Genomic DNA, 21,320 nt, shown 5'->3' with positions numbered 1-21,320 from the left:
TTCTGGGGTTTATTCCAGCATGCCAGATCGCCATTGAACGGCAACGGCTTTATTCAGGCTCTGCTGTCCTGCGGCCTGAAGCGCCGGGCAACCACCATCAGCAGCACTACGCCAGCGCTCATGATCAGCCAGGCCTGAGTCAGTGACAGGCCGCTGTCACGCACCCAGCCTGCCACCAGCGGCATCAGCGCCGCGATCAGATATCCGCCACCCTGCACCCGTGACAGCAGAGTGCCCGCTTCCCGGGCACTGCGCGCATGATCCAGCGTGACAATCAACGACAGCGGAAACAGTGCGCCAATGCCCGTTCCCAGCAACAGCGCAGAGAGCAGCGGCATCGTATTGGGGTAAAACACAAGGCTCAGCAGCCCGATCAGCAACAGGGCCAGCACGCCGAGCAGCAGCGGGCGACGATCGGGAAAGCGTTGTAAGGTTGCTGTGACGATGAAACCTGCCACCACTTCGGTTAACGTCAACGCGGCGAGCAGATAGCCACTGTGGCGCGCACTCCAGCCCAGCTGAATATAGAATGGCGGCAGCCACGCCAGAACCAGCGTGTAAGCCCCGGTGCCAATGCCGAAAAAGAGCGTCAGCAGCAGTGTTCGCGGCGCTGGCAGCGTCATTGCCTCAGACGCCACGCTCACCTGCGGCGATCGCCTGACTGCAATCAGCCAGATCAGGAGCGTTACCAGCGCTGACACGCCGGAAATCGCCAGCGCGGATTGCAAACCCATCAGTGAAAACAGCGGTTCGGCACTGGCGGCCATCAGCGCCGCGCCCGCCATAATCCCGGTGCTGAACAGCGCCATCAGCGTCGCTGCTGCGTCAGCAAAACGTTGCCGGATCAGCGCGGGAATCATTGCCTGGATTATGCCAATGCCTGCGCCACCCGCCAGCGCGGTAAGCATAAGCTGAGTGGAGGTCAGGTTAAGGCCGCGCCACAGGCAGGCCACCGTCAGACAGAGCAACCCGGCGGCAGTGGCGGTTACCGGCCCGAAGCGGGCGATCAGCCACGGGCCAGAGAGTGCCGCCAGGCCCATCATCGCCACCGGCAGTGTGGTCAGCAGGCTGAATACCGTAGCCGACAGCCCGGTCTGCTGTTGCAACACCGGAAACAGCGGGCCGATAATAGCCAGCATCGGCCGCAGGTTGAGTCCGACCAGAAAAGCGATCGCGGCAAACAGAGTGGGGAACATTTTCATCATCTACGCCCAGCCAGAAATTGACGATGACAGCACCGGGCTGTCACTACTTATCTTAACGTTAAGATAAATACCGTTCGCTGTTAAGAGCCTGAGCACAACCCGACAATATAACCCCAACATCTGCAGGTGATTTATGCATGACCATATTGATTTCGTTGTCAGCCAGTGGGAGAACGCGATGCCCGACCTGGACACCGCTTCCATGCGTATCTTCGGCAGAGTGCTGCGGCTGATGAAACATCTGGCTAAAGCGCGCAGTGAGGCGCTGGCACCGTTTGGTTTTCAGGAGGGCGAATTTGATGTGCTGGCGACTCTGCGACGGGCGGGATCCCCTTATCGGCTGTCCCCCACGCAGCTCTACCAGTCGCTGCTGGTGACCTCCGGTGCCATGACAAATCGCCTGAACCGGCTGGAGCAGCATCATCTGATTGAACGTGTTGCCGCGCCAGATGATAAGCGCAGCATGCTGGTAGGGCTGACACCACAGGGTCAGCAGCAGATTGAGCAGGCACTTCGTGCACATACCGCAATTCAGGAGGCGGTGCTGGCACCGCTGGCCGCATCAGAGCGCGCCGAGCTGGAGGGGTTACTGAAAACGCTGCTGCTTGCCTTTCCCGGTGAAGCGACAGCCGAATAAAAACGCCGTCAGCGCTGCAGTTCCGCCACCGTCATGGTGAAGATAACGGGCTGGTCATCGGCACTGGCATAGGCATGGGGCATATCGGTACGGGCCACCGCCGCACAGCCCTGCTGAACCACCAGTGTCTGCTCACCCACGGTCAGAACCAGCGTGCCCTGCTCGACGTGCAGCAGTTCCAGCGTGCCCGACGAGTGGCCGGAGGAACTGAACACCTCGCCTGCAAACATCTGCCAGCGCCATAGCTCGATCATATCCGGCCCACGGGTGCCGGCCAGCAGTTGCGCACTCCCGCCCTGCTCACCCTGCCACAGCACGGGCATTTCGCTGTTTTTAATCAGCCAGGCGTCAGGTGCATGCGAGATACTAACGATATCCGCTACCGAGACGCCCAGTGCAGCAGCCACCTTACACAGAATGGCGATGCTGGGATTGGCAGCGCCCTTTTCGATTTCAACCAGCATCCCTTTACTGACGCCTGCCCGGCGGGATAACTCATCCAGCGAGAGTTTCTGGCTTTTGCGCCAGCTTTTTATGCGGTCTGAAACAGCCTGATTGACAGTAGCGACATCAGCGCCGGCATCGGTCGTTATATTGACTTTTTTGGTCATCGGTCATTACTATGAAATAAATTAGTCACTGAGAGAGTATCCAATGTTATCTGTTCATCCGTCAATCGATCCGGCTATTTTCACACTCGCTCCCGGCTTTCGTGCCATGAGCATTGCGGTGGAAGCCACATCCATTACCCGACCAGAAGTCGCCAGCGACGCACTGAAAAGCGCATGCCAGCAGTTCATACAGGATGATGTTGTCTGGGCAGATGCGCACCTTGCGGCATGGGCCGAGGTGTTCCGGGCATTTGGTGCCAAAGCGAAGCGCACGCCCTGTTCTGCTGAAGCGTTGCGTAAACGGGTGCTGCGGGATGGCACACTGCCTGCTATTGATCCGGTTGTCGATCTCTACAATGCCATCAGCATTCGTTACGCCCTGCCGGTCGGCGGCGAAAATATCGCGGCCTATACAGGCGCGCCACGTCTGGTGATTGCTGACGGCAGTGAACGTTTCGATACCGTCAAAGAGGGCGAGGTCATTTATGAATCACCGGAACCGGGCGAAGTGATCTGGCGCGACGATCAGGGGGTAACCTGCCGCCGCTGGAACTGGCGTCAGGGCGTGCGCACCCGACTCGATGCCAGTGCGCAGCAGATGTGGTTTATACTGGAAAGCCTGCCCGCTATGCCGCTCGCCGCGCTGCAACAGGCCAGCGATGATCTGATCTCGGGATTGCAGCAGATGATGCCAGGTGCGCAGATTGGCAAAACGCTGATCGAAGCGCCCGCAAGCTGAACAGCGGGGTTAACGCTAAGCAGAATCTGTGGGAGGATACGCGCCCTGCGTCTGGCCATACCCGGCTGACTTAACTGCCCACAACCGGTGACCATAATGGCCAAAGTAAAATTCATCCTTCCCCTGCTGCTGATCCTGGCCCTCGCTACCTGGTGGTTTATCCCGCACGATAGTGAGGAAGACAAAGCGTATTACGTCGCGGTGTTCTGCGCGATTGATCATCACGGTCAGCAGCCATTCGACCAGCAGATGCGAAATGTTATTGAAGGCGGTAATTCTGACTATGCGCTGCAGAAAATNAACTGCCCACAACCGGTGACCATAATGGCCAAAGTAAAATTCATCCTTCCCCTGCTGCTGATCCTGGCCCTCGCTACCTGGTGGTTTATCCCGCACGATAGTGAGGAAGACAAAGCGTATTACGTCGCGGTGTTCTGCGCGATTGATCATCACGGTCAGCAGCCATTCGACCAGCAGATGCGAAATGTTATTGAAGGCGGTAATTCTGACTATGCGCTGCAGAAAATAGCCTATAAACCGCGGCTGGGACGCAGCGTGATTGGCCGCTGGGAGCAACTGACGAATGATGAACAGCAGCGCGCCGCGCAGGATAATATGGTCTGCCAGCAACTGCTGATGCGCTGATTTCTGGTGAGCGTGTTTATCATATTATTCGAATAATTTCGCGCTGGTCATCATTATTGCTGCGCCCGTCTTGCCTTATTCCTCAGCGCCTGAAATCAGCGTGGGTTTACCGTTTATGGCTGAAAGAAATGCATTAAAAATAGTGTCAGAAGCTATTGATGGTGCTGAAATGCAGTCTCATTATGACAGCATACAGTTTCACCAATAAGCCGACTGCGGCGGCACTGGCTGGGTGAGCTGGCGCTGGCGCCTGCAGCAGACGGCGGCCCGGATTCGCATTGGTCGCGTGCCGCTGGAAGAATCCCTGCTGCTCATGGCCATGAAAGATATGCCGCAGGTTATCGCTAACCGGGAACATCTGAGAGCGAACGGAAAGAACAAACGGCGACGTATCATCATTTTTGTGCTGGCTGGAGTGAAGCCGGTGAAGCACGACGGAAGACTATACTGCCGCTGGGGCTGTTTTCTGGCTTTCCTGATCTGGTTCTGCCTGAAGACGTTCGTCACCGCCTGGAGCGTAGCTTTTGCCGCGAACTCCTCGACTGGCGCAGGGGAATGAAAGTCGTGATTATCGCTGAAACAGAGCCGCCGGAAACATCCTTTAGGCAAATAGACGAGCGTGACCAGCCATCCAGCTGCAGTACCGTAATCGATGTGGCGCTGATGACGGTCATCCCACGCTTTATTCCGCTGGATTCCGGCTATGAAGGGGCGGTGGAAGAAAAACTGTGGCAGGAAAAACGCGCCTTTATCAAGCCTCTTCGCTACGATGGTGAGGAAGATGTATTTGCGGATTTTGTGCTCAAGGACGTTCCTGACGGGGATGCGCTTCCGATGGAAGTGTTCGGCATGAACTCGCCAGAGTACCTGCAGCGCAGGCAGGTAAAAACCGCTCACTATGAGGCGGAATATGGGCCCGGACGGTGGTGGTACTGGGATGCTGCTGCGAAGCCAGACATGCCTGCATTTCCCTGCGTCTGACACGGGAGTCTTTCAACTGTGGGGAGATAGGGTTGAAGTACTGTTTCTGTTTAACCTGTGCCGGACAGGTTGTCAGGCCTGAACGCGGAAGGTATTGTTTAAGAAGCGTCAGGACGATAATTGAAGCTGAACCTGCAGGAGCTGGCAGTGGACACGACTGAAGAACTCAATAACACCTATTTCTACGCGGGCAGACCGAACCTCACCGCTGGTGAGCTCTTTTTCATGATTTTCTGTGAAGAAGTTGCTGAACAGCTGGGGGTTGATGACTTCGGCGCGATCGTGGCCATCCTGTCCGGACGTAATGTCCTGACTACCCGCACCAAACCGCGCGATGCTCTCAAGGGAACCTCCTATGCCTCACGGGCAGCGCGCAGAGTATTTCCGAAAGCCAAATTTCCCTTCGGCATAAAGCTCCCCACCATCGTAGGGGGATACCCGCCCCGTACCGCGCGTATTCTTTTTACGCATAAGCTCAGCACCTTTGTCGGACGAGCGATACCCGTCGTGGGCTGGGTGATGCTGGCCAGAGACGTTGCCAGTATCAGTTTCAATTCGGTCAGACTGTACAATGCCATCGCCCGCGGGGAGGATAAGATATGGTAGATGACACCCAGGCACGCGTAATGGCACTCATTAAGCCGTGGAACGGCCGCTCCCTGCTGACGTTCCGGAAAAAAACACTCACGCCAGAGATGTCGCTCAATCTGGACATGAAACTGGACCCGGAGGATGCTGCGGAATGCCTTCAGAACGTCTTCGATGCGTTTGGAATGGATTCTGACCATGTGAATTTTAGCCTTTACTATCCAGAAAACCCGCGTGAGGCTATCCCTCTGACTATCGGGATGCTGATAGAGTCAGTCCGTGCCAGGCGTTGGTGCTATGACTGATACATAAGATGTCAGAGACAGTTATTATTGTTAAGGAGCTATATCCTTACTTCCTGTTCTACTGTACTGACACGAAGATATATACGCTCAGACTGCATATTGATGGATGTTCCCGTCGTGGCAGGCGGAATCACTATTCAAAAATTCAGTCAGGTGCATTCAATGAATTCAGATTTAAATGATGTAAACGATTTTAAAATCGAGCGTCATGACTGGCATGATCCTTTAGTAGAGGCATGCTGTAATTTTGTAAAGTTTAAGGACGATCTGGACCTTTCGAACCGGACATCCTGTGTTCATCCGCTTCTCGTCAGGAAGTTGAGGTGGTTACTGGGATATTATGAACCCTCGGAAAAACTGAATAGATATGGGCGTCCGCGTCGTAAAGCCACTGCGGCCTATCCTTCTCATTTTATGCATTTTGCACTTCCTTTCTTGTACGATATAAGTGCTTTTGGGGGAAAATATGAAAAACGGCTCATTCACCCTCAGCTTGTTGTATCGGGTTAGTATCGCAATTACAACCACGGTCATTTTGGAGGTTACGCAGGGAATCGACCGGACGAGGTGATGGACTGGTCAGATAAGGCTGTTGAGGAATGTGAAACTGGAATCTGTGACCCACGATATCTTTGTCCAGGAGAGTTGCCTCTCTATATAGCCCTTGAAGGGAAGAACAGAGTGGATCTCTTCAAACGCCACAGAAGTGTCATGCTTGCATGGGTTGCGCCCTCGGTTTCTGCACCGGCTGAGTCGCTAAAACTCATACGGCTGAAGCCTTTTAACGTATGGGCCATATGTCATGACGACAGGATTTGTGTTCTTCCATTCACAGACCCTGCCTTACCGATTTATAAAGCGCTTAATGTAGCTATAGCGAAACCCAAATGGGATTTTTTCGCCCTGATAAAACTGCGCAATGCGCGAATCAGTGCTGTCAGTTTTCAGATGAGTAGCTGAATTACGGATGGATTCTCCGGAGGACGTTATCTGACTTTTTTACACAATTCTCCGGTCAATGCGCTGAGCTCTCTTTCATATGAAGCCCGCTCCCCCGCACTGAGAAAACCCTGCTGGCTGACATAGTGCTGAATTTCATTATGGATGTTCTTGGCTTTCTGCCACAGCGTATCTGCCTGTACCTGGGTCAGTTTTCGGCTTTTTCGTGCTATACTGATGTCAGCTTGCAGAACGTTAATTCTTTCTGACAGGAGCGCTTCTGAGCGTCTGGTTTTACTGCTGCCGTTATGCTGTGCCTGAATGATGCAGGACGGATAGTCCGACCCCGCCTGAACATCAGTCAGGGCCTGTCCGCATACAAACAGAAAAAGTCCTGCGAAAATTACCTTCATGAATGTGCTCCCGGACAGATTATTACTTTGTGGAATAGCTATGAACTTCTGTTAAAAATGAAGGTATGAGGAAGGTCGTCATAATTGGTCAAAAACCAGGTTAGACCACGGTAAGAGACTAAGATTGCCCAGATGAACTGGCCGATGGCGATTAGGGTAAAGATTACAGCAAATACTGCAGTTACGAATGTAGACATAATGTTCTCCTTAATGTCTTGGTTTATGTGCAGGTATTTACTGTTCGGAATGCGGCCTTTAAGGCCTGTTAGTGAAAAAACTGAAAAAAGTGTTCTTTTCCTCTTAGTTGCCGTATCAGGTTCAGTAGATCGAGAATTTTGCATTCCATGCTTAATACCCACATCGCAACAATTCAGTATTTTGTGCTTCATCTGTAACAATCTTTCTTCGCCTCTATCGAGATCCGGAAAGTACCAAAGTCGGAATACAGATGACAGGAAAGCAAGCCCCATGGCTGACCAGATTTTGATGTTATTACTTATTATCTCGAAGCTGAGCCTTTTATTCTGTTCTTCCACCGCAATCATTTTGGTGACCAGGTCCAGCATGATTCCCATTTCTGCGGCATTGATAGGCGGCGACTCACGGGCGTCTGTTTCTTCATTTTTTTTCGCCGGGCATAACGCAGATGGATAATAAAAAGCGGTTCTCACTGAGTGCTTAGGTTACTTGACCGCCGGAAAAAGGCTGGATAACTGGTCAGCACTCTTTCAATTTCATCCATGTCCATGCCGATGCTGTCTGCAATATTTCTGGGGGTTCTGCTATTCCAGCGCTCATGCGCGCCGAGGTGTTGTATCAGCGCAGTCAGATAATGAAAATCACGTACAAATGAAACTTCAGGTTTTTTGCCGGAGGATTGAAGCGTGGAAGAAATAAGCGTCCTTATTAATTTTTATAAAATGAACTGCACTTAAATAATAAATGTAATAAAGGCCACGATGTGTCCTTTTTAAAAAATATATTATCAGTTTTTGTCGTGGGAAGGGATAAGAGCCTTAGCTGTGATGGAAATCACCACTGAGCAGGCTGACCTCATCCGGCGTGAGGAAGTCAGATGTCATGTCTGCAAATCGCACCGGATCAGTGATAGTACCGAAGCTGCCAAACTCTTCGCGGACCTGGCGCAGAATATTATCCGGAAGCTTACATGCAGCCCGGTAGGCACAATCGAACATATTGCCTGTACCGACCGGACTGCCCACTAAAGCTCGTCCTGTATAAGGCAGGTATTTATCCAGCATTTCTTCAGCGTAACGAATGGCCATACCCTGCTCAAGGGTTGAGGTATTCAGATGACTGCCTGGCGCAAAACGGGGATTAAGCAGGTAAACCGCGCCGACGGCTGCCTGATAGAAGAACTGTTCCCACATGTCATAACGCCAGCCGATACACAACCCGTAATCATACTCCTTCGCCAGTGCGTGATCCTTATGGAATGTTACAACACCGGTCGCACCCATTCCGGCGGCCTCACGTTCCCAGGCATAGAATGGCACCTCATAGACGCGTACGTCGCTCGCCGCATCGCCGCTACGCCATGCATATGCTCTATGCGGACATTCCAATGAGGATGCTGCAGAGCATGATGTGGCACAAAAGCGTTAATTCGACAAATGTCTATAAGAAGGTATTGGCGGCAGGGTGCAGGGTGCAGGGTGCAGGGTGCAGGTTCAGATAATATCGCCATACTGAAAAGGGTATGAGGCTGTTAATCATACGAAAACCAGTGTTATAAATGGCTAAAATATATTCTTCCGCTGCTGCTTATCCTCGCCCTGGCTGGCTTTTAATCCCGCACGACAGTGAGGAAGACAAAGCGTATTACGTCGCGGTGTTCTGCGCGATTGATCATCACGGTCAGCAGCCATTCGACCAGCAGATGCGAAATGTTATTGAAGGCGGTAATTCTGACTATGCGCTGCAGAAAATAGCCTATAAACCGCGGCTGGGACGCAGCGTGATTGGCCGCTGGGAGCAACTGACGAATGATGAACAGCAGCGCGCCACGCAGGATAATATGGTCTGCCAGCAACTGCTGAAACGCTAAGTGGTGGCGGGGAGAAATGTCTGATGATTCACATGATGAAGGAGAAAATATGACCCTGCCAGAACGCAAAAATTATCCGCAACTGGGCGAAGTCAACGCGCCTTATGTCCATGCAGTGAAACAGGGTGAGACGCTGTACGTCTCCGGCCTGACCGCCTTCGGCACGGCCGCTCAGCAGGGTAATATGGCTGAACAGGCTGAAGCCATCTTTGAACAACTCAGAGACGTTGCTGCTGCTGAAAATACGTCGCTTGCCGCGCTGCTCAAAGTCACAATATTCATCACCTCGTTCACAGAAATCGCCGCGCTGCGGGACGTGCTCTATCGCAATTATGGCGAACATCTGCCCGCCAGCTCGCTGGTGCAGGTCAGCGGACTGTTCTCCACTGACCTGCGCATTGAGATTGAGGCTATATTTGCCCTCTGAGGGGCAATCCGCATCAAAACCGCTGCTACAGCCGCAGATCTGAAGCGGCAGCGCCTCGCGCCAGATAACCGATGCGATAGACTTCCGGACCGGACGCCGGTCGCTGCTGTGATGCGTTAATCGTTAATCCCTGCCAGCGGGTTACATCCCAGGCGCTTAAGCCTGTTGCCATCGGCAGTGCTGCAAGGTTCGCATGCGGAGGAATCGTCCAGCGGTGCAGCGTCATAAAACGGGCTTCAGCCAGATCAGTGATGGGAGTCTGTTCCTCAAACGCCAGCCAGCTTTCGATGATCGGCCAGCCAAAATCCCTCACCAGCGCCGCAAAACCCGGGCTTTGCAGGAAACGCTGCATGCCACTCGCATCCCGCCAGAAATAGAGCGGTGCATAGCGATGTTCATTGATTCCCCCATCCTCACGGCAGGCGTAAAGATACGCTTTTGCCACCAGCCCCGGAAAGCCATCCAGCCGGGCACCGTTCTGCATGATGCGCTGTTCAATGATGCCCATGTCGTAGTCCGCAGGCAGCGTAAAGCGATAATGCATGATAATCATAACGCCGCCTGTGCCAGCATCTGGCCGCCGCTAAAGCTCCACTCTTCGCTGCTGTTAAACTGAATGATGATCATCACATCATCAGGATCGATTGCCATCTCTGTCTGAAGCGCCGCGCAGGCTGTTGCAGCACCTGATCACTGAAGCCGCCCTGCCCTACGTTCAGCGCTGAGTTAAAATGCCTGCTGAATCAGTAACGAACAGTATTCCGCTGAAACGTCGCGATCGCCAAACAGGATGTGGAACATCACGGGCGCGACAGCGACATCGACGAGGCGATCAACGTCAAAACCCGCTTCCCCGCGCGCGATGGCCCGGTTGTTCAGGGTTTCAAGATGCTGATAAGTGAATACACAGCATTTATGGCTGGCCGCTTCAGCATGACTGCCAATCACATCGGCCAGCAGTTCACGACCCACTTTCGAGGACATCTCTTCAGCATACTGCTGAAGGAACGCGGTAAGATCGCCAATCATCGAGCCGGTATCTTCCGGATCGGCAATCGGTCGCATCCGCGCCACGGCCACATCCGCCAGCAACTGGGCCAGATCGCCCCAGCGTCGATAAATCGTGGAGGGCGTTACGCCTGCCTGTTCGGCGATCATCGGTACGGTAATGGCGGAACGATCACGCGTTTCCAGTAGCCGGTTAACGGTGTCATGCACTTCCGCCTGAATACGGGCGCTGCGCCCGCCCTGACGAATCATCTCCCTCGCCATCTCGTTCTCCTGCTTTTATCCGCGTCAACGTTTTGGTTAACGCAACGATGTTGCGTTAACAGATAGCGGCAGTGTACCGCATCTCTGGCTGAGCAGGCGCTATAGTGTGCGATCGGGCGAGTGGCAATCAGGGCTGAAGTTTACTCAGGCCTGCTTTGACTGGCTCTCCGCTGAAATGAGACGAACGGTTGTCTGATGCGCCTATCCACAACAAACTGACTGCCATTACCGCTGAAATAAAAATCGTACGAATATCCATAAATCCTCCCCTGAGTAAGGCGGTTAAGGTAATCCAGTGAGCAGGGAAGTAATCGCGGGATAAGAGAGGGTTTCTCAGCGGTTTAAGGCAGTAAGAGGACGCAGACAACGCTGCGCCCGACTCGCTTAGAGGAAATTCAGACGTTAAGCGCGTTGCCAGCGTCAAGCCATTCCCGCCGGCTCAAGGCATACATCAGGCTGGGAGGCAGCCCTTCGAGATCGTTAACCTTTTTCAAGAACGTCAGGCCTGCTTTTTCCAGCACCCGGCGCGAAGCCAGGTGGTTTTCACGCACCACGCCCGTGATCACGCTGAGTCCGGCCTCCTCAAATCCGTAGCGAATAGCCCTGCGTGAAAGCTCAGTGGCATAGCCTTTTCCCCAGGCATCTGGCTCAAAACGGTAGCCGAGATTATTGGTCTGACGGCCGTCAAACTGACTTCTGAAGACGCCACCAAAGCCGATGATTTTTTCCGGATGGGCTTTCTCGAATATTGTCCAGTCGCCGAACCCCTGATCCCGGTAGCTATCCTGTATGCGCTCCATTGCCTGAACAGCATATTCCCTGTCAGGCCACGGGCCTCGCGGGTTGAATTTATGCGTTTCCGGGTCGCCATAAATTCTGAACAGGTCGTCAAGATCCTCACGAAGGGTAAATCTGTAGAGCAACCGCTCTGATTCCCAAACCATCCTTTGCTCCTTATGGGTACTGATGAGGTTAATCCTTTATATCAGCAGGTTGTGCTGATACCAACACCTGGGTTTACAGGTCAGGCATGGTAATCCCTTTCTGTTTAGCCGGGATTCACGGATCATAGTGAAGAGTGATCACAAAGGCTTGTGCAGTGGCTCTGACTCTGCAGCGATTAGTGTTAGAGTCCTGCTTAAACCTGCGCGTCGGATCTGTGGCGTCTTATTGTCGGTGTCCTGAGGATCTGATCAATGAAAGGAAAGTGCAAACATGGCTGAACAGAGCAGCATAGTGACAGAACTGACCGAACTTGAACGTCTTTATGGCACTGTCGCCCGGCCTTCTGTGGCTAAGGTGACCGATCATATTCATCCCGCCTATCGTCCGTTTATAGCCGCCTCGCCTTTTGTGGCGCTGGCAACATCGGGACCGGAGGGACTGGATGTTTCACCGCGCGGCGATCCGGCCGGATTTATCGAAATCGAAGATGATAAAACCCTGCTCTTGCCTGACAGACGCGGCAATAATCGCATCGACAGCCTGCGTAATATTTTAAATGACAATCGGGTTGCGCTGCTTTTTCTCATCCCCGGCATTGGTGAGACGCTACGCGTGAACGGTACGGCGGCGATCAGCACCGACCCGGCACTGCTTGAACGCTTCGCTGTCAATAATCAGCTGCCAAAAACGATGCTGCGCATCAGTGTTGAGAGCGTTTTCTTTCAGTGCAGCCGGGCAATTATCCGCTCCGGGTTATGGGATGCTGAAACGCAGATTGCGCGGCAGTCGCTGCCCAGCACCGGCTCGATTCTGAAACAGATTGCGGAAATCGATGGCGATGCCTACGACAAAGCGCTGCCAGAGCGATTAAAGAACTCGCTTTACTAAGCTCCTGCGAGTCGCACTTAAGGCAGCGTAATGAGGAGGAAAGTGCTTATACTTTCGGGCCGCAGATGATCATGCACCTGCGGTCGGAGTCTTGCGAGAGTGTCAGGCCTTCCCGGAATTAATTAACTTGCAAATTATAACTGGCAGCCAGCTTTTATTTATCGCGGGTCGATAAGGTCTACAACCAGAGACAATATTTCATACATAACATGTGGCTCTACCCTGGCAGCATAGCTTGCCTTGCGCGCTGTCAGGTCAAGCGAACGCACCTGATAGCACAGCGCCACGCCGGTCACCTTACCGGTATCTGTGCTGTTACCGTCCAGAAACACAGTCACTCCCTGTGAGCGCGACGCGACGCCGCCGCTTGTCACCGGCACACAAATTGCCGTCCCCAGAGCAGCAACTAACTCGCGCTGAGAGATAACAAGATAATAATTCGGCCCTTTAAACTTACGCCCTTCAACCGGATCACCATTAACGTGCCAGATTTCGCCCTTCTGCGGCACCCTCCCTGAAACCATCAGATATGCTCCCTGACCTGCGGCGCGTCATTCAGTCCGTCGACGGCCTCGTCGTTATAACTCTGGATTTCCAGCTGATCAATACCGGCCAGCAACTGAGCAACTGTCCGGCGACCGCGTGGTACACGCGTAACCGGCACAATGTTCACGGATTCTCCCTCAGCGGTCACGTCCAGCTCAATGCCCACGGTCCAGCCTGCTCTGGCAGCAATCTCACTGGGAATAGTCAGCACGACAGCTCCGCCCTGCTGACAAAGTTTTGTTAATGCCATGAGTCCTCCGGTGTGTAACTTAGTAACACATAGATTCGCATAAGGTGACACTAAGTCACACCGCAATAAACGTTAAAGCAAAGATATTGCATTAAGCTCAGAATCACCGTATACCTTATTAAAAGCTAATCCTTTGCATTAAGGTGACTCCCATGAACCCCACCCTGACACCGCAGGCGGCTACCCGCACCACGCTTTTTAGCTTTACCGGTGCGGCGCTGATCTCAGCCACCAGCAGCGCGCCCACGCCGCTCTACCCCCTTTATCGCAGCCTGTTTCATCTGACGCCGACCATGCTGACACTGATCTTTGGTGCCTATGCTTTCGCCTTGCTGGCCGCGCTGCTGACGGTGGGTAAAGTGTCAGATTATACTGGCCGACGTCCGCTGATGCTGCTGGCCCTGGCGATTAACGCGGTCGCGCTGGTGATCTTTATGGTGGCCAGTTCGGCTCCGACCTTGATTGCTGCCCGACTGGTACAGGGCTTTGCTACGGGTATTGCACTGCCGACCTTCGGTGCCAGCCTGATTGACGCCAGTAAAACGCGTGGACCCCTGCTGAATTCGTTCACCGCGTTTCTCGGGATGACGCTCGGCACGCTGACAGGTGGCATTCTGGTCAGCTTTGCCCCGTTTCCTACGGTCACGATTTACGCGCTGCTGATGGTGCTGATGATAGTCGCGATGGCGCTTCTGCCCCTGATACCTGAAACAATTGCGCCTCAGCCTGGGGTACTGGCCGCGTTGCGGCCTCAGGTCAGCATTCCACGACGCGCACTGGGCCCGCTGCTGAAGGTAACACCAGTGAACATCTCAACATGGATGCTTGGCGGATTTTATCTGTCACTGATGCCCACGATGGTGGCAAATGCAACCGGCCTGACGTCGCCATTTATCGGCGGCTCGATTGTGGCAACGCTGATGCTAAGTGCAACGGCAGCCGTTTTACTCTTTCGTCCGTTGCCGCCCGCGCGGGCGTTGGTTATTGGTACGCTGATGCTTATGGCGGGTGTCAGCGTCACACTGACAGGCCTTTCCCTGCACAGCGTGGCCCTGCTCTATCTCGGCACCGCCATTGCGGGTCAGGGGTTTGGATCGATTTTCTCCAGCGTGCTGAAGATCATCATGCCGTTAGCGGAGAGTCATGAGCGCGCCGGGTTGTTCTCCGCCTTTTTGATCAAAAGCTATCTCGCCTTTGCGCTGCCCGCGATTGCGGCCGGTATTGCCGCCCCCCATATCGGGCTGACCCAGACCGCCTGGTTCTATGGCATGACCCTTATTGTGCTGGCGCTGGTGTCACTCCTGGCGGTCAGAGGTCGCGCGTTAGCTGGCGCGGCCTGCTCTTAAACGTCACTGACGCAGCCAGAGATCGGCCGCGTCATCCACAAACGGCGATTTTCACTTACACTCAACGGATTAATTCCTGGTGCAGTCACTGCGTGATGCCGTGAGTATGATGTCGAAATCCCAATCTGATACGGTCTTAGCCCGGTTTTCATCCGCCACCCGACGCTGGTTTTCTGCCGCCTTTGCTGCGCCGACGCCGGTGCAAAAGGCGGCCTGGCAGGCGATTGCCAGCGGAGAGCATGCGCTGGTGATTGCGCCTACCGGTTCCGGAAAAACGCTGGCGGCCTTTCTTACCGCCATCGATACACTGTTTCAGGTCAGAACCGACCAGCCTGCTCCCACACGCGAATCCACCACCCGTATTCTCTATATTTCACCGGTCAAAGCGCTGGCAGCCGACGTGCAGCGCAACCTGAATCTGCCGCTGGCAGGCGTCTACGCCGAACGGCAGGCGCTGAATGAGCCAGAAATCACTCTGAATATCGGGATGCGATCCGGTGATACCCCCAGCGCGGAGCGCGCCAGGTTGTTACGTCGCCCGCCCGATATCCTGATCACCACACCCGAATCGCTGTTTCTGATGCTGACCTCCAAAGCACGTACCACGCTGCAGAGCATCACCACGGTTATTGTTGATGAGGTGCATGCGGTGGCGGGTTCAAAGCGCGGCTCCCAGCTGGCGCTGAGCCTGGAGCGGCTGGATGCGCTACTGCCACAGCCCGCCCAGCGCATCGGGCTTTCTGCAACGGTGCGACCGGTTGAACGGGTAGCGGCCTTTCTCGGCGGCTGTCAGCCGGTTCAGGTGGTAAATCCGGCCGCCGATCGCACGCTGCACCTGACGATCGACGTGCCGGTTGAGGATATGACCGATATCGCCAGCGCCGATGACCTGACCGGTGAAGCGAGCACTGCAAGCGGATCGATCTGGCCACATATCGAAGCGCGCATTCTGCAGCAGGTAATGGCCCATCGCGCTACTCTGGTCTTTGTGAATTCGCGTGGTCTGGCAGAAAAGCTGACGGCGCGGCTCAATGCGCGATATCTTGCGCAGCAGATCCCTGCTGAAAATCAGGATGAAGAGCGCGCCGGCGATCTGATTGCCCGTTCCCACCACGGTTCCGTCTCGAAAGAACAGCGCGGTGAGATCGAAGCTGCCCTGAAGCAGGGCAGGCTGCGCTGCGTGGTGGCGACCTCCAGTCTGGAACTGGGCATTGATATGGGGCCGGTGGATCTGGTGATCCAGGTGGGCGCTCCGCTGTCAGTCGCCAGCGCCCTGCAGCGTGTAGGTCGCGCCGGACATCAGGTTGGCGGCATCTCCACCGGCATCCTGTATCCCCGCACCCGGCGCGATCTGCTGGATTCGGCCGTGATATTACAGTCGATGCGGGCGGGTCATCTCGATGCGCTGGCTCCGCCCCGTAACCCGCTCGATATTCTGGCGCAGCAGACGCTGGCGGCTGTGGCAATGGATCCTCTGCAGGCTGATGACTGGTATGCACAGGTCTGCCGGGCCGATCCATTCCGCACTCTCTCACGTCGGCTGTTTAACGCCACGCTTGATATGCTGGCGGGTAAGTTTCCGTCAGATGCATTTGCTCAGTTGCGGCCACAGCTGGTATGGGATCGCCAGAGCGGAGTGCTGACGGCGCGACCTGGCGCTCAGAATCTGGCCGTAACCAGCGGTGGCACCATTCCCGATCGCGGCATGTTCAGCGTCATCCTGCCCGAAGGTGAAGAGCAGGCGGGCTCTCGTCGGGTCGGCGAGCTGGATGAAGAGATGGTCTATGAGTCGCGGGTCAACGACATTATTACTCTGGGTGCAACGTCGTGGCGCATTCAACAGATCACGCACGATCAGGTGCTGGTTGTTCCCGCGCCAGGCCGTCCCGCTCGTCTGCCCTTCTGGCGCGGTGAGGGCATTGGCCGTTCTGCCGATTCAGGTGCCAGCCTCGGGATGTTTCTGCGTAAACTGAACAGTGCTTCACCGGATGATGCGCAACAACAGCTGCACGCGCTGGGGCTGAATGCCCATGCCGTGACAAATCTGCTGGCTTTACTGGCTGAACAACGTGTCGCGACCGGCGTCCTGCCCGACGATCGCACGTTGCTGATTGAACGCTGCCGGGACGAAACTGGTGACTGGCGGGTGATCCTGCACTCGCCGTGGGGCAAACGGGTCAATGCGCCCTGGGCGCTGGCGATTTCTGCCCGGATCCAGCACCGCATGGGTCTTGATGCTTCCGTTGCAGCCAGCGATGACGGCATCGTAGCCCGCTTTCCCGCCAGCGAAGGGCATCTGCCCGGCGCTGACCTGTTTATGTTTGACGCAGACCAGCTCACTCAGGACGTCACGCAGAGTGTCGGGCAATCGGCACTGTTCGCCGCCCGCTTCCGGGAGTGTGCCTCTCGCGCACTGCTGCTGCCGGGGCGCAATCCGGGTAAGCGCTCACCACTCTGGCAGCAGCGGCTGCGCGCCGGTCAGTTGCTGGCCGTCGCCCGCCAGTATGATGATTTCCCTATCCTGATCGAAACCGCACGCGAATGCCTGCAGGATGTCTACGATCTGCCTGCTCTGCACCAGCTGATGGAACAACTGGCACAGGGAAACGTAAAGATGGTCGAGGTGACGACTGAACAGCCCTCTCCTTTTGCCGCCCCACTGCTGTTTGGCTATGTCGCAGAATTTATCTACGCCAGCGATGCCCCACAGGCCGAACGACGTGCCTCACTGCTGGCGCTCGACAGCAATCTTCTGGGTGAACTGCTCGGCCAGACCAGCAAGCGTGATTTGCTGGCACCTGACGTGGTTGAGCAGGTCGGACAGGAACTGCAGCGCATTGATTCCCGCTATCAGGCACAGCACGCCGAAGGCATTATCGATCTGCTGCGCGATCTCGGTCCGCTCTCCGTTGCCGGTATTTCGGCGCGGTTCAGTGGCAATGACCAGCAAATCGCAGAAGCCGTGTCGCAGTTTGCTGCTGCCCGGCGCGTGATCCCGGTGACGGTCGCTGGTGAGGCTCGCTGGGCAGTGATTGAAGATGCGGCTCGCCTGCGCGATGCGCTGGGCACTGAGCTGCCTGACGATCTGCCCGACACATTTCTCGAGCCGCAGACCGATCCATTACGCGATCTGGTAAACCGCTACGCCCGCACCAATACGCTGTTCACCGCCCGACAGCTGGCAACTCATTTGGGACTGGGCGTGGCCATAGTGAATGCCGTGCTGCTACACCTTTATCAACAGGGCAGCCTGCTGAACACAGGTGCGGCAGCGGGCACAACGGAAACGGAGTGGGTTTCCTCAGAGATCTTCAAACGCTTGCGCTTACGTTCACTGCAAGCAGCACGCGAAGCAACCCGGCCGGTTTCACCCGCCGCCTGGGTCAGCCTGCTGCTGACGCGGCACGGCCTGCTTAACCGCGCGCATCAGGGTGTCAGCGGGCTGCTGCGGGTGATAGAGCAACTGGCGGGCGTGCCGTTACCCGCCTCGCTGTGGGAGTCACAAATCCTGCGCGCCAGGATTGCCGACTATCAGCCTGCAATGCTCGATGAACTGTTAGTCAGTGGCGAGGTGATCTGGTGCGGACATAAAGCGCTGGGACAGAATGATGGTCTGATCTCGCTTCATCTCTCAGAATTCGCCGCTGAGACGCTGCCGGAGGCTGAGGCCACACCCCCTCTTACGCCGATCCAGCAGGCGATACTTGAAGCACTGAGCCGCGGTGGCGCGTGGTTTGTTCATGAGATTATGGTGCAGATGGGCGCACCGGAGACACAACCCAGCGACGTCTATGATTCCCTGTGGCAACTGGTGTGGCAGGGCTATGTCACTGCGGATAGCTGGATTGCGGTACGTGGGCTGCTGACCACGCCAGGCGTGACCCGTTCACGTCCGGCACGCACTCTGCGCACCCGCTTTGGACAGCGCTTTACGCCTGGCGCATTGCCCGCACGCCGTCCAGCGGTCAACACGCTGGCCGGGCGCTGGTCGAAGATTAACCGGCAGGAGATTGCGCCTGCACGACTGGCTCTTTCGCTGGCAGAAAATCTGCTCGACCGTTATGGAGTGATCACGCGAGGCAGTGCAGTTTCAGAGCAGATCCCCGGTGGATTTCCGGCGTTACAGCCCGTACTGCGCAGTATGGAAGATGCCGGGCGACTGCTGCGCGGGCAGATTGTTGCCGGGTCCGGCGGTGCCCAGTTTGCTGACTATCAGACCATTGAGCAGCTGCGGGCGCTGGCCGAAGCGCCGACCGATGTCACTGAAGCGGTGACGCTGGCTGCACTCGATCCCGCGAATCCGTTTGGCGCGATGCTGAGCTGGCCGGTTCATGCCAGCGGCATACGCCCGACGCGTCGTCAGGGCGCGCGGGTCGTGATTGCAGGCGGCATGCTGATGCTCTTTCTGACGCCAGGAGGCAAAGAGTTGCTGACGTTCAGCAACGACCTCGCACAACTTGAAACCGCAGTCGCGGCGCTGGGCGTGGCGCTGAAACGTGAAAAGCCCGCGAGCTTTACGCTGGAGACGGTAGATGGTGAAGCGGTGTCGCAGTCACCGCTGCTTAATGCGTTGCGACACGCCGGTTTTTCACGGGTGCCGCAGGGATTCAGCTGGTATAGCTGACAGGTTTTTCGCGCGCGTTTGTTTCGCGCACAAAATCGATAAACGCCTGAAGCGGAGCCGGAATCAGACGGCGATCGTTGTAGTAAAGCCACGGGCCGGAAAAGGTCAGCCACCAGGGTTGCAGCAGCGGTTCCAGCTGGCCGCTGTCCAGGGCCGGTCTGAGCCACTCATCAAACAGATAGATCACCCCGCTTCCGGCAATCGCGGCCTCTACAGCCAGATCCATTGCCCCGCCGACGGTCACCACCAGCGGCCCGCGGGTTTCAATGCTTATCTCTTCTCCGTCGCAGCTGAATGTCCAGTCAGCCATGATGCCGCTGGCATAACGGCCACGCAGACAGCGATGATGGATCAGATCGCGCGGGTGATCGGGTCGGCCATATTCCGCAAGATAAGCAGGAGACGCGGCCAGCGCGAACCGCTGCTGCCGGGGGCCAATGGGCATCGCCACCATATCCTGCTCCAGCCGCTCGTCATACCGAATTCCGGCGTCGCAGCCGTCACGAAAGACATCCTGCACGCTGCTCTCCGCCACGATTTCCAGCTGGATATCAGGATAACGTCGCAGAAATTCCGGCACCAGCCCGGGCAATACCAGCCGGGTGGCACTGACCGGGACATTCAGCCGCAGCGTGCCGCCTGGCGTGTTGCGATAGCGATTCACCGCATCCAGCGCAGCATTAACTTCATTCATAGCAGGCAACAGACGTTCCATCAGTGCCCTGCCCGCTTCAGTTAATACTACCGTGCGTGTCGTCCGGTGAAACAGTCGGATACCCAGTTGCTGTTCTGCCCGCCGCACCGCATCGCTCAGGCGTGACGCGTTGCTGCCTGTAATACGCGCGGCTTCCCGGAATCCTCCCGCTTTCGCCACTGCCACAACAGCATCCAGCAGCGCCATATCAATCGCCATTGTGCATCACCCCGTACAGTCTGTCCTGATTTCTCCGGATAGTTGCACAGCTGAATCACCGTTACAATTAATCTACATTCACGCAGGAGGTTTTCATGTCAGATATCACCATGACTTATCCGTTAGGCGATCGTGAAGTTAACCGTCTCGGCTACGGCGCAATGCAGCTGGCCGGGCCAGGCGTGTTCGGGCCGGTAAAAGATGAAGCCCGGGCAATGCAGGTTTTGCGCGACGCCATCGCGTCGGGCGTCAATCATATCGACACCAGCGACTTTTATGGCCCACACGAAACCAATCAGTTAATCAAAAAGGCGCTCCATCCGTATCCACAGGATCTGACAATTGTGACCAAGGTGGGTGCCCGCCGCGATGCAAAAGGCGGCTGGCTGGCGGCGATGGAACCTGAAGCGCTGACCCAGGCGGTGGAAGATAACCTGCGCAATCTGGGGCTGGACGTGATTGAAGTGGTGAACCTGCGCAGTATGCTGCATCCGGCGAAGCCCAAAGAGGGCTCTCTGGCTCCCCAGCTGGAGGCGCTGCTGACATTACAGGCGCGCGGACTGATACGGCATATTGGCCTGAGCAATGTGACCGCCACACAGATCGCTGAAGCCCAGGCGATAACGCCCATTGTCTGCGTGCAGAATATGTATAACCTGGCACATCGACAGGATGATGAACTGGTGGATCAGCTGGCGCAGCAGGGCATCGCTTACGTGCCGTTTTTCCCGCTCGGCGGCTTCTCCCCATTACAGTCGGATCGGCTCAATGAGGTTGCTGCGTCCCTGAATGCGACGCCGATGCAGGTCGCGCTGGCCTGGCTGCTAAGGCGCTCGCCCAATATTCTGTTGATTCCCGGTACGTCCTCACCGGAACACCTCAAAGAGAATCTGGCCAGTGGCAGCCTGCACCTGTCGGATGAGGTAATGGAAAAGCTGAACACGATATAAACCCAGGCCCGCATCATGCGGGCCTGGT

26 protein-coding genes and 2 pseudogenes are annotated in these 21,320 nt (G+C 55.8%); 15 read left to right on the top strand and 13 right to left on the bottom strand.

Features of this window, described 5'->3' with window-relative positions; all coding sequences use genetic code 11:
• Positions 1–53: 53 nt before the first annotated feature.
• Positions 54–1,205 (bottom strand): MFS transporter, encoded by a 1,152-nt coding sequence (locus tag F3I44_RS17305; protein WP_370452852.1) that lies wholly within the window; start codon positions 1,203–1,205, stop codon positions 54–56.
• Between the two features lie 133 nt (positions 1,206–1,338).
• On the opposite strand from F3I44_RS17305, the gene F3I44_RS17300 reads away from it, so the two are divergent.
• On the top strand, positions 1,339–1,842 hold the full coding sequence (locus F3I44_RS17300) for a MarR family winged helix-turn-helix transcriptional regulator (protein ID WP_150014394.1): 504 nt from the start codon (positions 1,339–1,341) through the stop codon (positions 1,840–1,842).
• An 8-nt stretch (positions 1,843–1,850) separates the two neighbouring features.
• Here the strand turns inward: F3I44_RS17300 and F3I44_RS17295 are convergent, their stop codons facing one another.
• Entirely contained in the window at positions 1,851–2,453 is a 603-nt protein-coding gene (locus F3I44_RS17295) for a helix-turn-helix transcriptional regulator (RefSeq protein ID WP_150014392.1), read from the bottom strand.
• 43 nt (positions 2,454–2,496) lie between these two features.
• On the opposite strand from F3I44_RS17295, the gene F3I44_RS17290 reads away from it, so the two are divergent.
• The 7 genes from F3I44_RS17290 (at position 2,497) to F3I44_RS23980 (ending at position 6,221) form a co-directional block, all read left to right on the top strand.
• Positions 2,497–3,192, top strand: coding sequence for a B3/4 domain-containing protein (locus F3I44_RS17290; RefSeq protein ID WP_150014390.1), 696 nt, complete (start codon positions 2,497–2,499; stop codon positions 3,190–3,192).
• A 324-nt stretch (positions 3,193–3,516) separates the two neighbouring features.
• On the top strand, positions 3,517–3,837 hold the full coding sequence (locus F3I44_RS17280) for a hypothetical protein (RefSeq protein ID WP_150019118.1): 321 nt from the start codon (positions 3,517–3,519) through the stop codon (positions 3,835–3,837).
• A 232-nt stretch (positions 3,838–4,069) separates the two neighbouring features.
• The gene (locus F3I44_RS17275; RefSeq protein WP_150014386.1) at positions 4,070–4,396 is read left to right on the top strand and encodes a DUF1173 domain-containing protein; all 327 of its coding nucleotides are present in this window, start codon (positions 4,070–4,072) and stop codon (positions 4,394–4,396) included.
• Positions 4,282–4,818, top strand: coding sequence for a DUF1173 family protein (locus F3I44_RS17270; RefSeq protein WP_150014384.1), 537 nt, complete (start codon positions 4,282–4,284; stop codon positions 4,816–4,818). Before F3I44_RS17275 ends, F3I44_RS17270 begins: the two co-directional genes overlap by 115 nt.
• 147 nt (positions 4,819–4,965) lie before the next feature.
• Positions 4,966–5,424 (top strand): STM2901 family protein, encoded by a 459-nt coding sequence (locus F3I44_RS17265; RefSeq protein ID WP_150014416.1) that lies wholly within the window; start codon positions 4,966–4,968, stop codon positions 5,422–5,424.
• Positions 5,418–5,711, top strand: coding sequence for a DUF1493 family protein (locus tag F3I44_RS17260; protein WP_150014382.1), 294 nt, complete (start codon positions 5,418–5,420; stop codon positions 5,709–5,711). Before F3I44_RS17265 ends, F3I44_RS17260 begins: the two co-directional genes overlap by 7 nt.
• Positions 5,712–5,873: 162 nt before the next feature.
• A complete protein-coding gene (locus F3I44_RS23980; RefSeq protein ID WP_223811694.1) occupies positions 5,874–6,221 on the top strand; it encodes a hypothetical protein in 348 nt (115 codons plus the stop codon).
• A gap of 476 nt (positions 6,222–6,697) precedes the next feature.
• Here F3I44_RS23980 and F3I44_RS17250 read toward each other — a convergent pair whose 3' ends face one another.
• The 3 genes from F3I44_RS17250 to F3I44_RS17235 form a co-directional block, all read right to left on the bottom strand.
• Positions 6,698–7,063: a hypothetical protein gene (locus F3I44_RS17250; protein ID WP_150014380.1), complete on the bottom strand. Its 366-nt coding sequence runs from the start codon at positions 7,061–7,063 to the stop codon at positions 6,698–6,700.
• Positions 7,064–7,101: 38 nt separating this feature from the next.
• Positions 7,102–7,734, bottom strand: coding sequence for a hypothetical protein (locus F3I44_RS23975; RefSeq protein ID WP_223811693.1), 633 nt, complete (start codon positions 7,732–7,734; stop codon positions 7,102–7,104).
• Between the two features lie 345 nt (positions 7,735–8,079).
• Positions 8,080–8,649 carry a hypothetical protein gene (locus F3I44_RS17235; RefSeq protein WP_190285968.1) on the bottom strand — a complete coding sequence of 190 codons (570 nt, stop codon included), beginning with the start codon at positions 8,647–8,649 and terminating at the stop codon, positions 8,080–8,082.
• Here F3I44_RS17235 and F3I44_RS23970 point away from each other — a divergent pair.
• The 3 genes and pseudogenes from F3I44_RS23970 to F3I44_RS17220 all read left to right on the top strand — a co-directional run.
• Positions 8,613–8,762, top strand: a pseudogene (locus tag F3I44_RS23970) (phage integrase family protein); the annotation flags it as partial. The gene F3I44_RS17235 and the pseudogene F3I44_RS23970 overlap by 37 nt on opposite strands.
• A 70-nt stretch (positions 8,763–8,832) precedes the next feature.
• A pseudogene (locus tag F3I44_RS17225) lies at positions 8,833–9,131 on the top strand (hypothetical protein).
• A 49-nt stretch (positions 9,132–9,180) separates the two neighbouring features.
• Positions 9,181–9,558 (top strand): RidA family protein, encoded by a 378-nt coding sequence (locus F3I44_RS17220; protein WP_150014374.1) that lies wholly within the window; start codon positions 9,181–9,183, stop codon positions 9,556–9,558.
• A 25-nt stretch (positions 9,559–9,583) separates the two neighbouring features.
• Here F3I44_RS17220 and F3I44_RS17215 read toward each other — a convergent pair whose 3' ends face one another.
• The 5 genes from F3I44_RS17215 to F3I44_RS17200 form a co-directional block, all read right to left on the bottom strand.
• Positions 9,584–10,111, bottom strand: a complete 528-nt coding sequence (locus tag F3I44_RS17215) for a DUF4865 family protein (RefSeq protein WP_150014372.1) — start codon at positions 10,109–10,111, stop codon at positions 9,584–9,586.
• Complete coding sequence (locus F3I44_RS17210; protein WP_223811692.1) at positions 10,108–10,209, bottom strand: tautomerase family protein; 102 nt, start codon at positions 10,207–10,209, stop codon at positions 10,108–10,110. Before F3I44_RS17210 ends, F3I44_RS17215 begins: the two co-directional genes overlap by 4 nt.
• A gap of 75 nt (positions 10,210–10,284) precedes the next feature.
• The gene (locus F3I44_RS17205; RefSeq protein ID WP_150014370.1) at positions 10,285–10,830 is read right to left on the bottom strand and encodes a TetR/AcrR family transcriptional regulator; all 546 of its coding nucleotides are present in this window, start codon (positions 10,828–10,830) and stop codon (positions 10,285–10,287) included.
• Positions 10,831–10,957: 127 nt separating this feature from the next.
• Entirely contained in the window at positions 10,958–11,089 is a 132-nt protein-coding gene (locus F3I44_RS24130; RefSeq protein WP_255467310.1) for a hypothetical protein, read from the bottom strand.
• A gap of 136 nt (positions 11,090–11,225) precedes the next feature.
• Entirely contained in the window at positions 11,226–11,774 is a 549-nt protein-coding gene (locus F3I44_RS17200) for a GNAT family N-acetyltransferase (protein WP_061060638.1), read from the bottom strand.
• A 271-nt stretch (positions 11,775–12,045) separates the two neighbouring features.
• On the opposite strand from F3I44_RS17200, the gene F3I44_RS17195 reads away from it, so the two are divergent.
• The gene (locus F3I44_RS17195; protein WP_150014368.1) at positions 12,046–12,663 is read left to right on the top strand and encodes a pyridoxamine 5'-phosphate oxidase family protein; all 618 of its coding nucleotides are present in this window, start codon (positions 12,046–12,048) and stop codon (positions 12,661–12,663) included.
• 158 nt (positions 12,664–12,821) lie between these two features.
• Here the strand turns inward: F3I44_RS17195 and F3I44_RS17190 are convergent, their stop codons facing one another.
• Both F3I44_RS17190 and F3I44_RS17185 read right to left on the bottom strand, forming a co-directional pair.
• Positions 12,822–13,187, bottom strand: a complete 366-nt coding sequence (locus F3I44_RS17190) for a type II toxin-antitoxin system PemK/MazF family toxin (RefSeq protein WP_150014366.1) — start codon at positions 13,185–13,187, stop codon at positions 12,822–12,824.
• A complete protein-coding gene (locus F3I44_RS17185) occupies positions 13,187–13,459 on the bottom strand; it encodes an antitoxin (RefSeq protein WP_150019494.1) in 273 nt (90 codons plus the stop codon). The genes F3I44_RS17190 and F3I44_RS17185 overlap by 1 nt, the downstream gene beginning before the upstream one ends.
• 152 nt (positions 13,460–13,611) lie before the next feature.
• Between F3I44_RS17185 and F3I44_RS17180 the strand changes: the two genes are divergently transcribed.
• Positions 13,612–14,805: an MFS transporter gene (locus tag F3I44_RS17180; RefSeq protein ID WP_150014364.1), complete on the top strand. Its 1,194-nt coding sequence runs from the start codon at positions 13,612–13,614 to the stop codon at positions 14,803–14,805.
• A gap of 106 nt (positions 14,806–14,911) precedes the next feature.
• Positions 14,912–19,429 carry an ATP-dependent helicase gene (locus tag F3I44_RS17175; RefSeq protein ID WP_190285971.1) on the top strand — a complete coding sequence of 1,506 codons (4,518 nt, stop codon included), beginning with the start codon at positions 14,912–14,914 and terminating at the stop codon, positions 19,427–19,429.
• Here F3I44_RS17175 and F3I44_RS17170 read toward each other — a convergent pair.
• A complete protein-coding gene (locus F3I44_RS17170) occupies positions 19,413–20,342 on the bottom strand; it encodes a LysR family transcriptional regulator (RefSeq protein ID WP_150014362.1) in 930 nt (309 codons plus the stop codon). The two genes, F3I44_RS17175 and F3I44_RS17170, sit on opposite strands and share 17 nt — an antisense overlap.
• A gap of 95 nt (positions 20,343–20,437) precedes the next feature.
• Here F3I44_RS17170 and F3I44_RS17165 point away from each other — a divergent pair, with 95 nt between their 5' ends.
• Complete coding sequence (locus tag F3I44_RS17165; RefSeq protein ID WP_150014360.1) at positions 20,438–21,292, top strand: aldo/keto reductase family oxidoreductase; 855 nt, start codon at positions 20,438–20,440, stop codon at positions 21,290–21,292.
• Positions 21,293–21,320 lie beyond the last annotated feature (28 nt).

The sequence above is a fragment of the Pantoea sp. F_5 genome (genome assembly GCF_008631595.1).
In the GTDB taxonomy this organism is placed as follows: Bacteria; Pseudomonadota; Gammaproteobacteria; order Enterobacterales; family Enterobacteriaceae; genus Pantoea; species Pantoea gossypiicola.
This window is presented reverse-complemented; position numbering and strand designations above follow the sequence as displayed.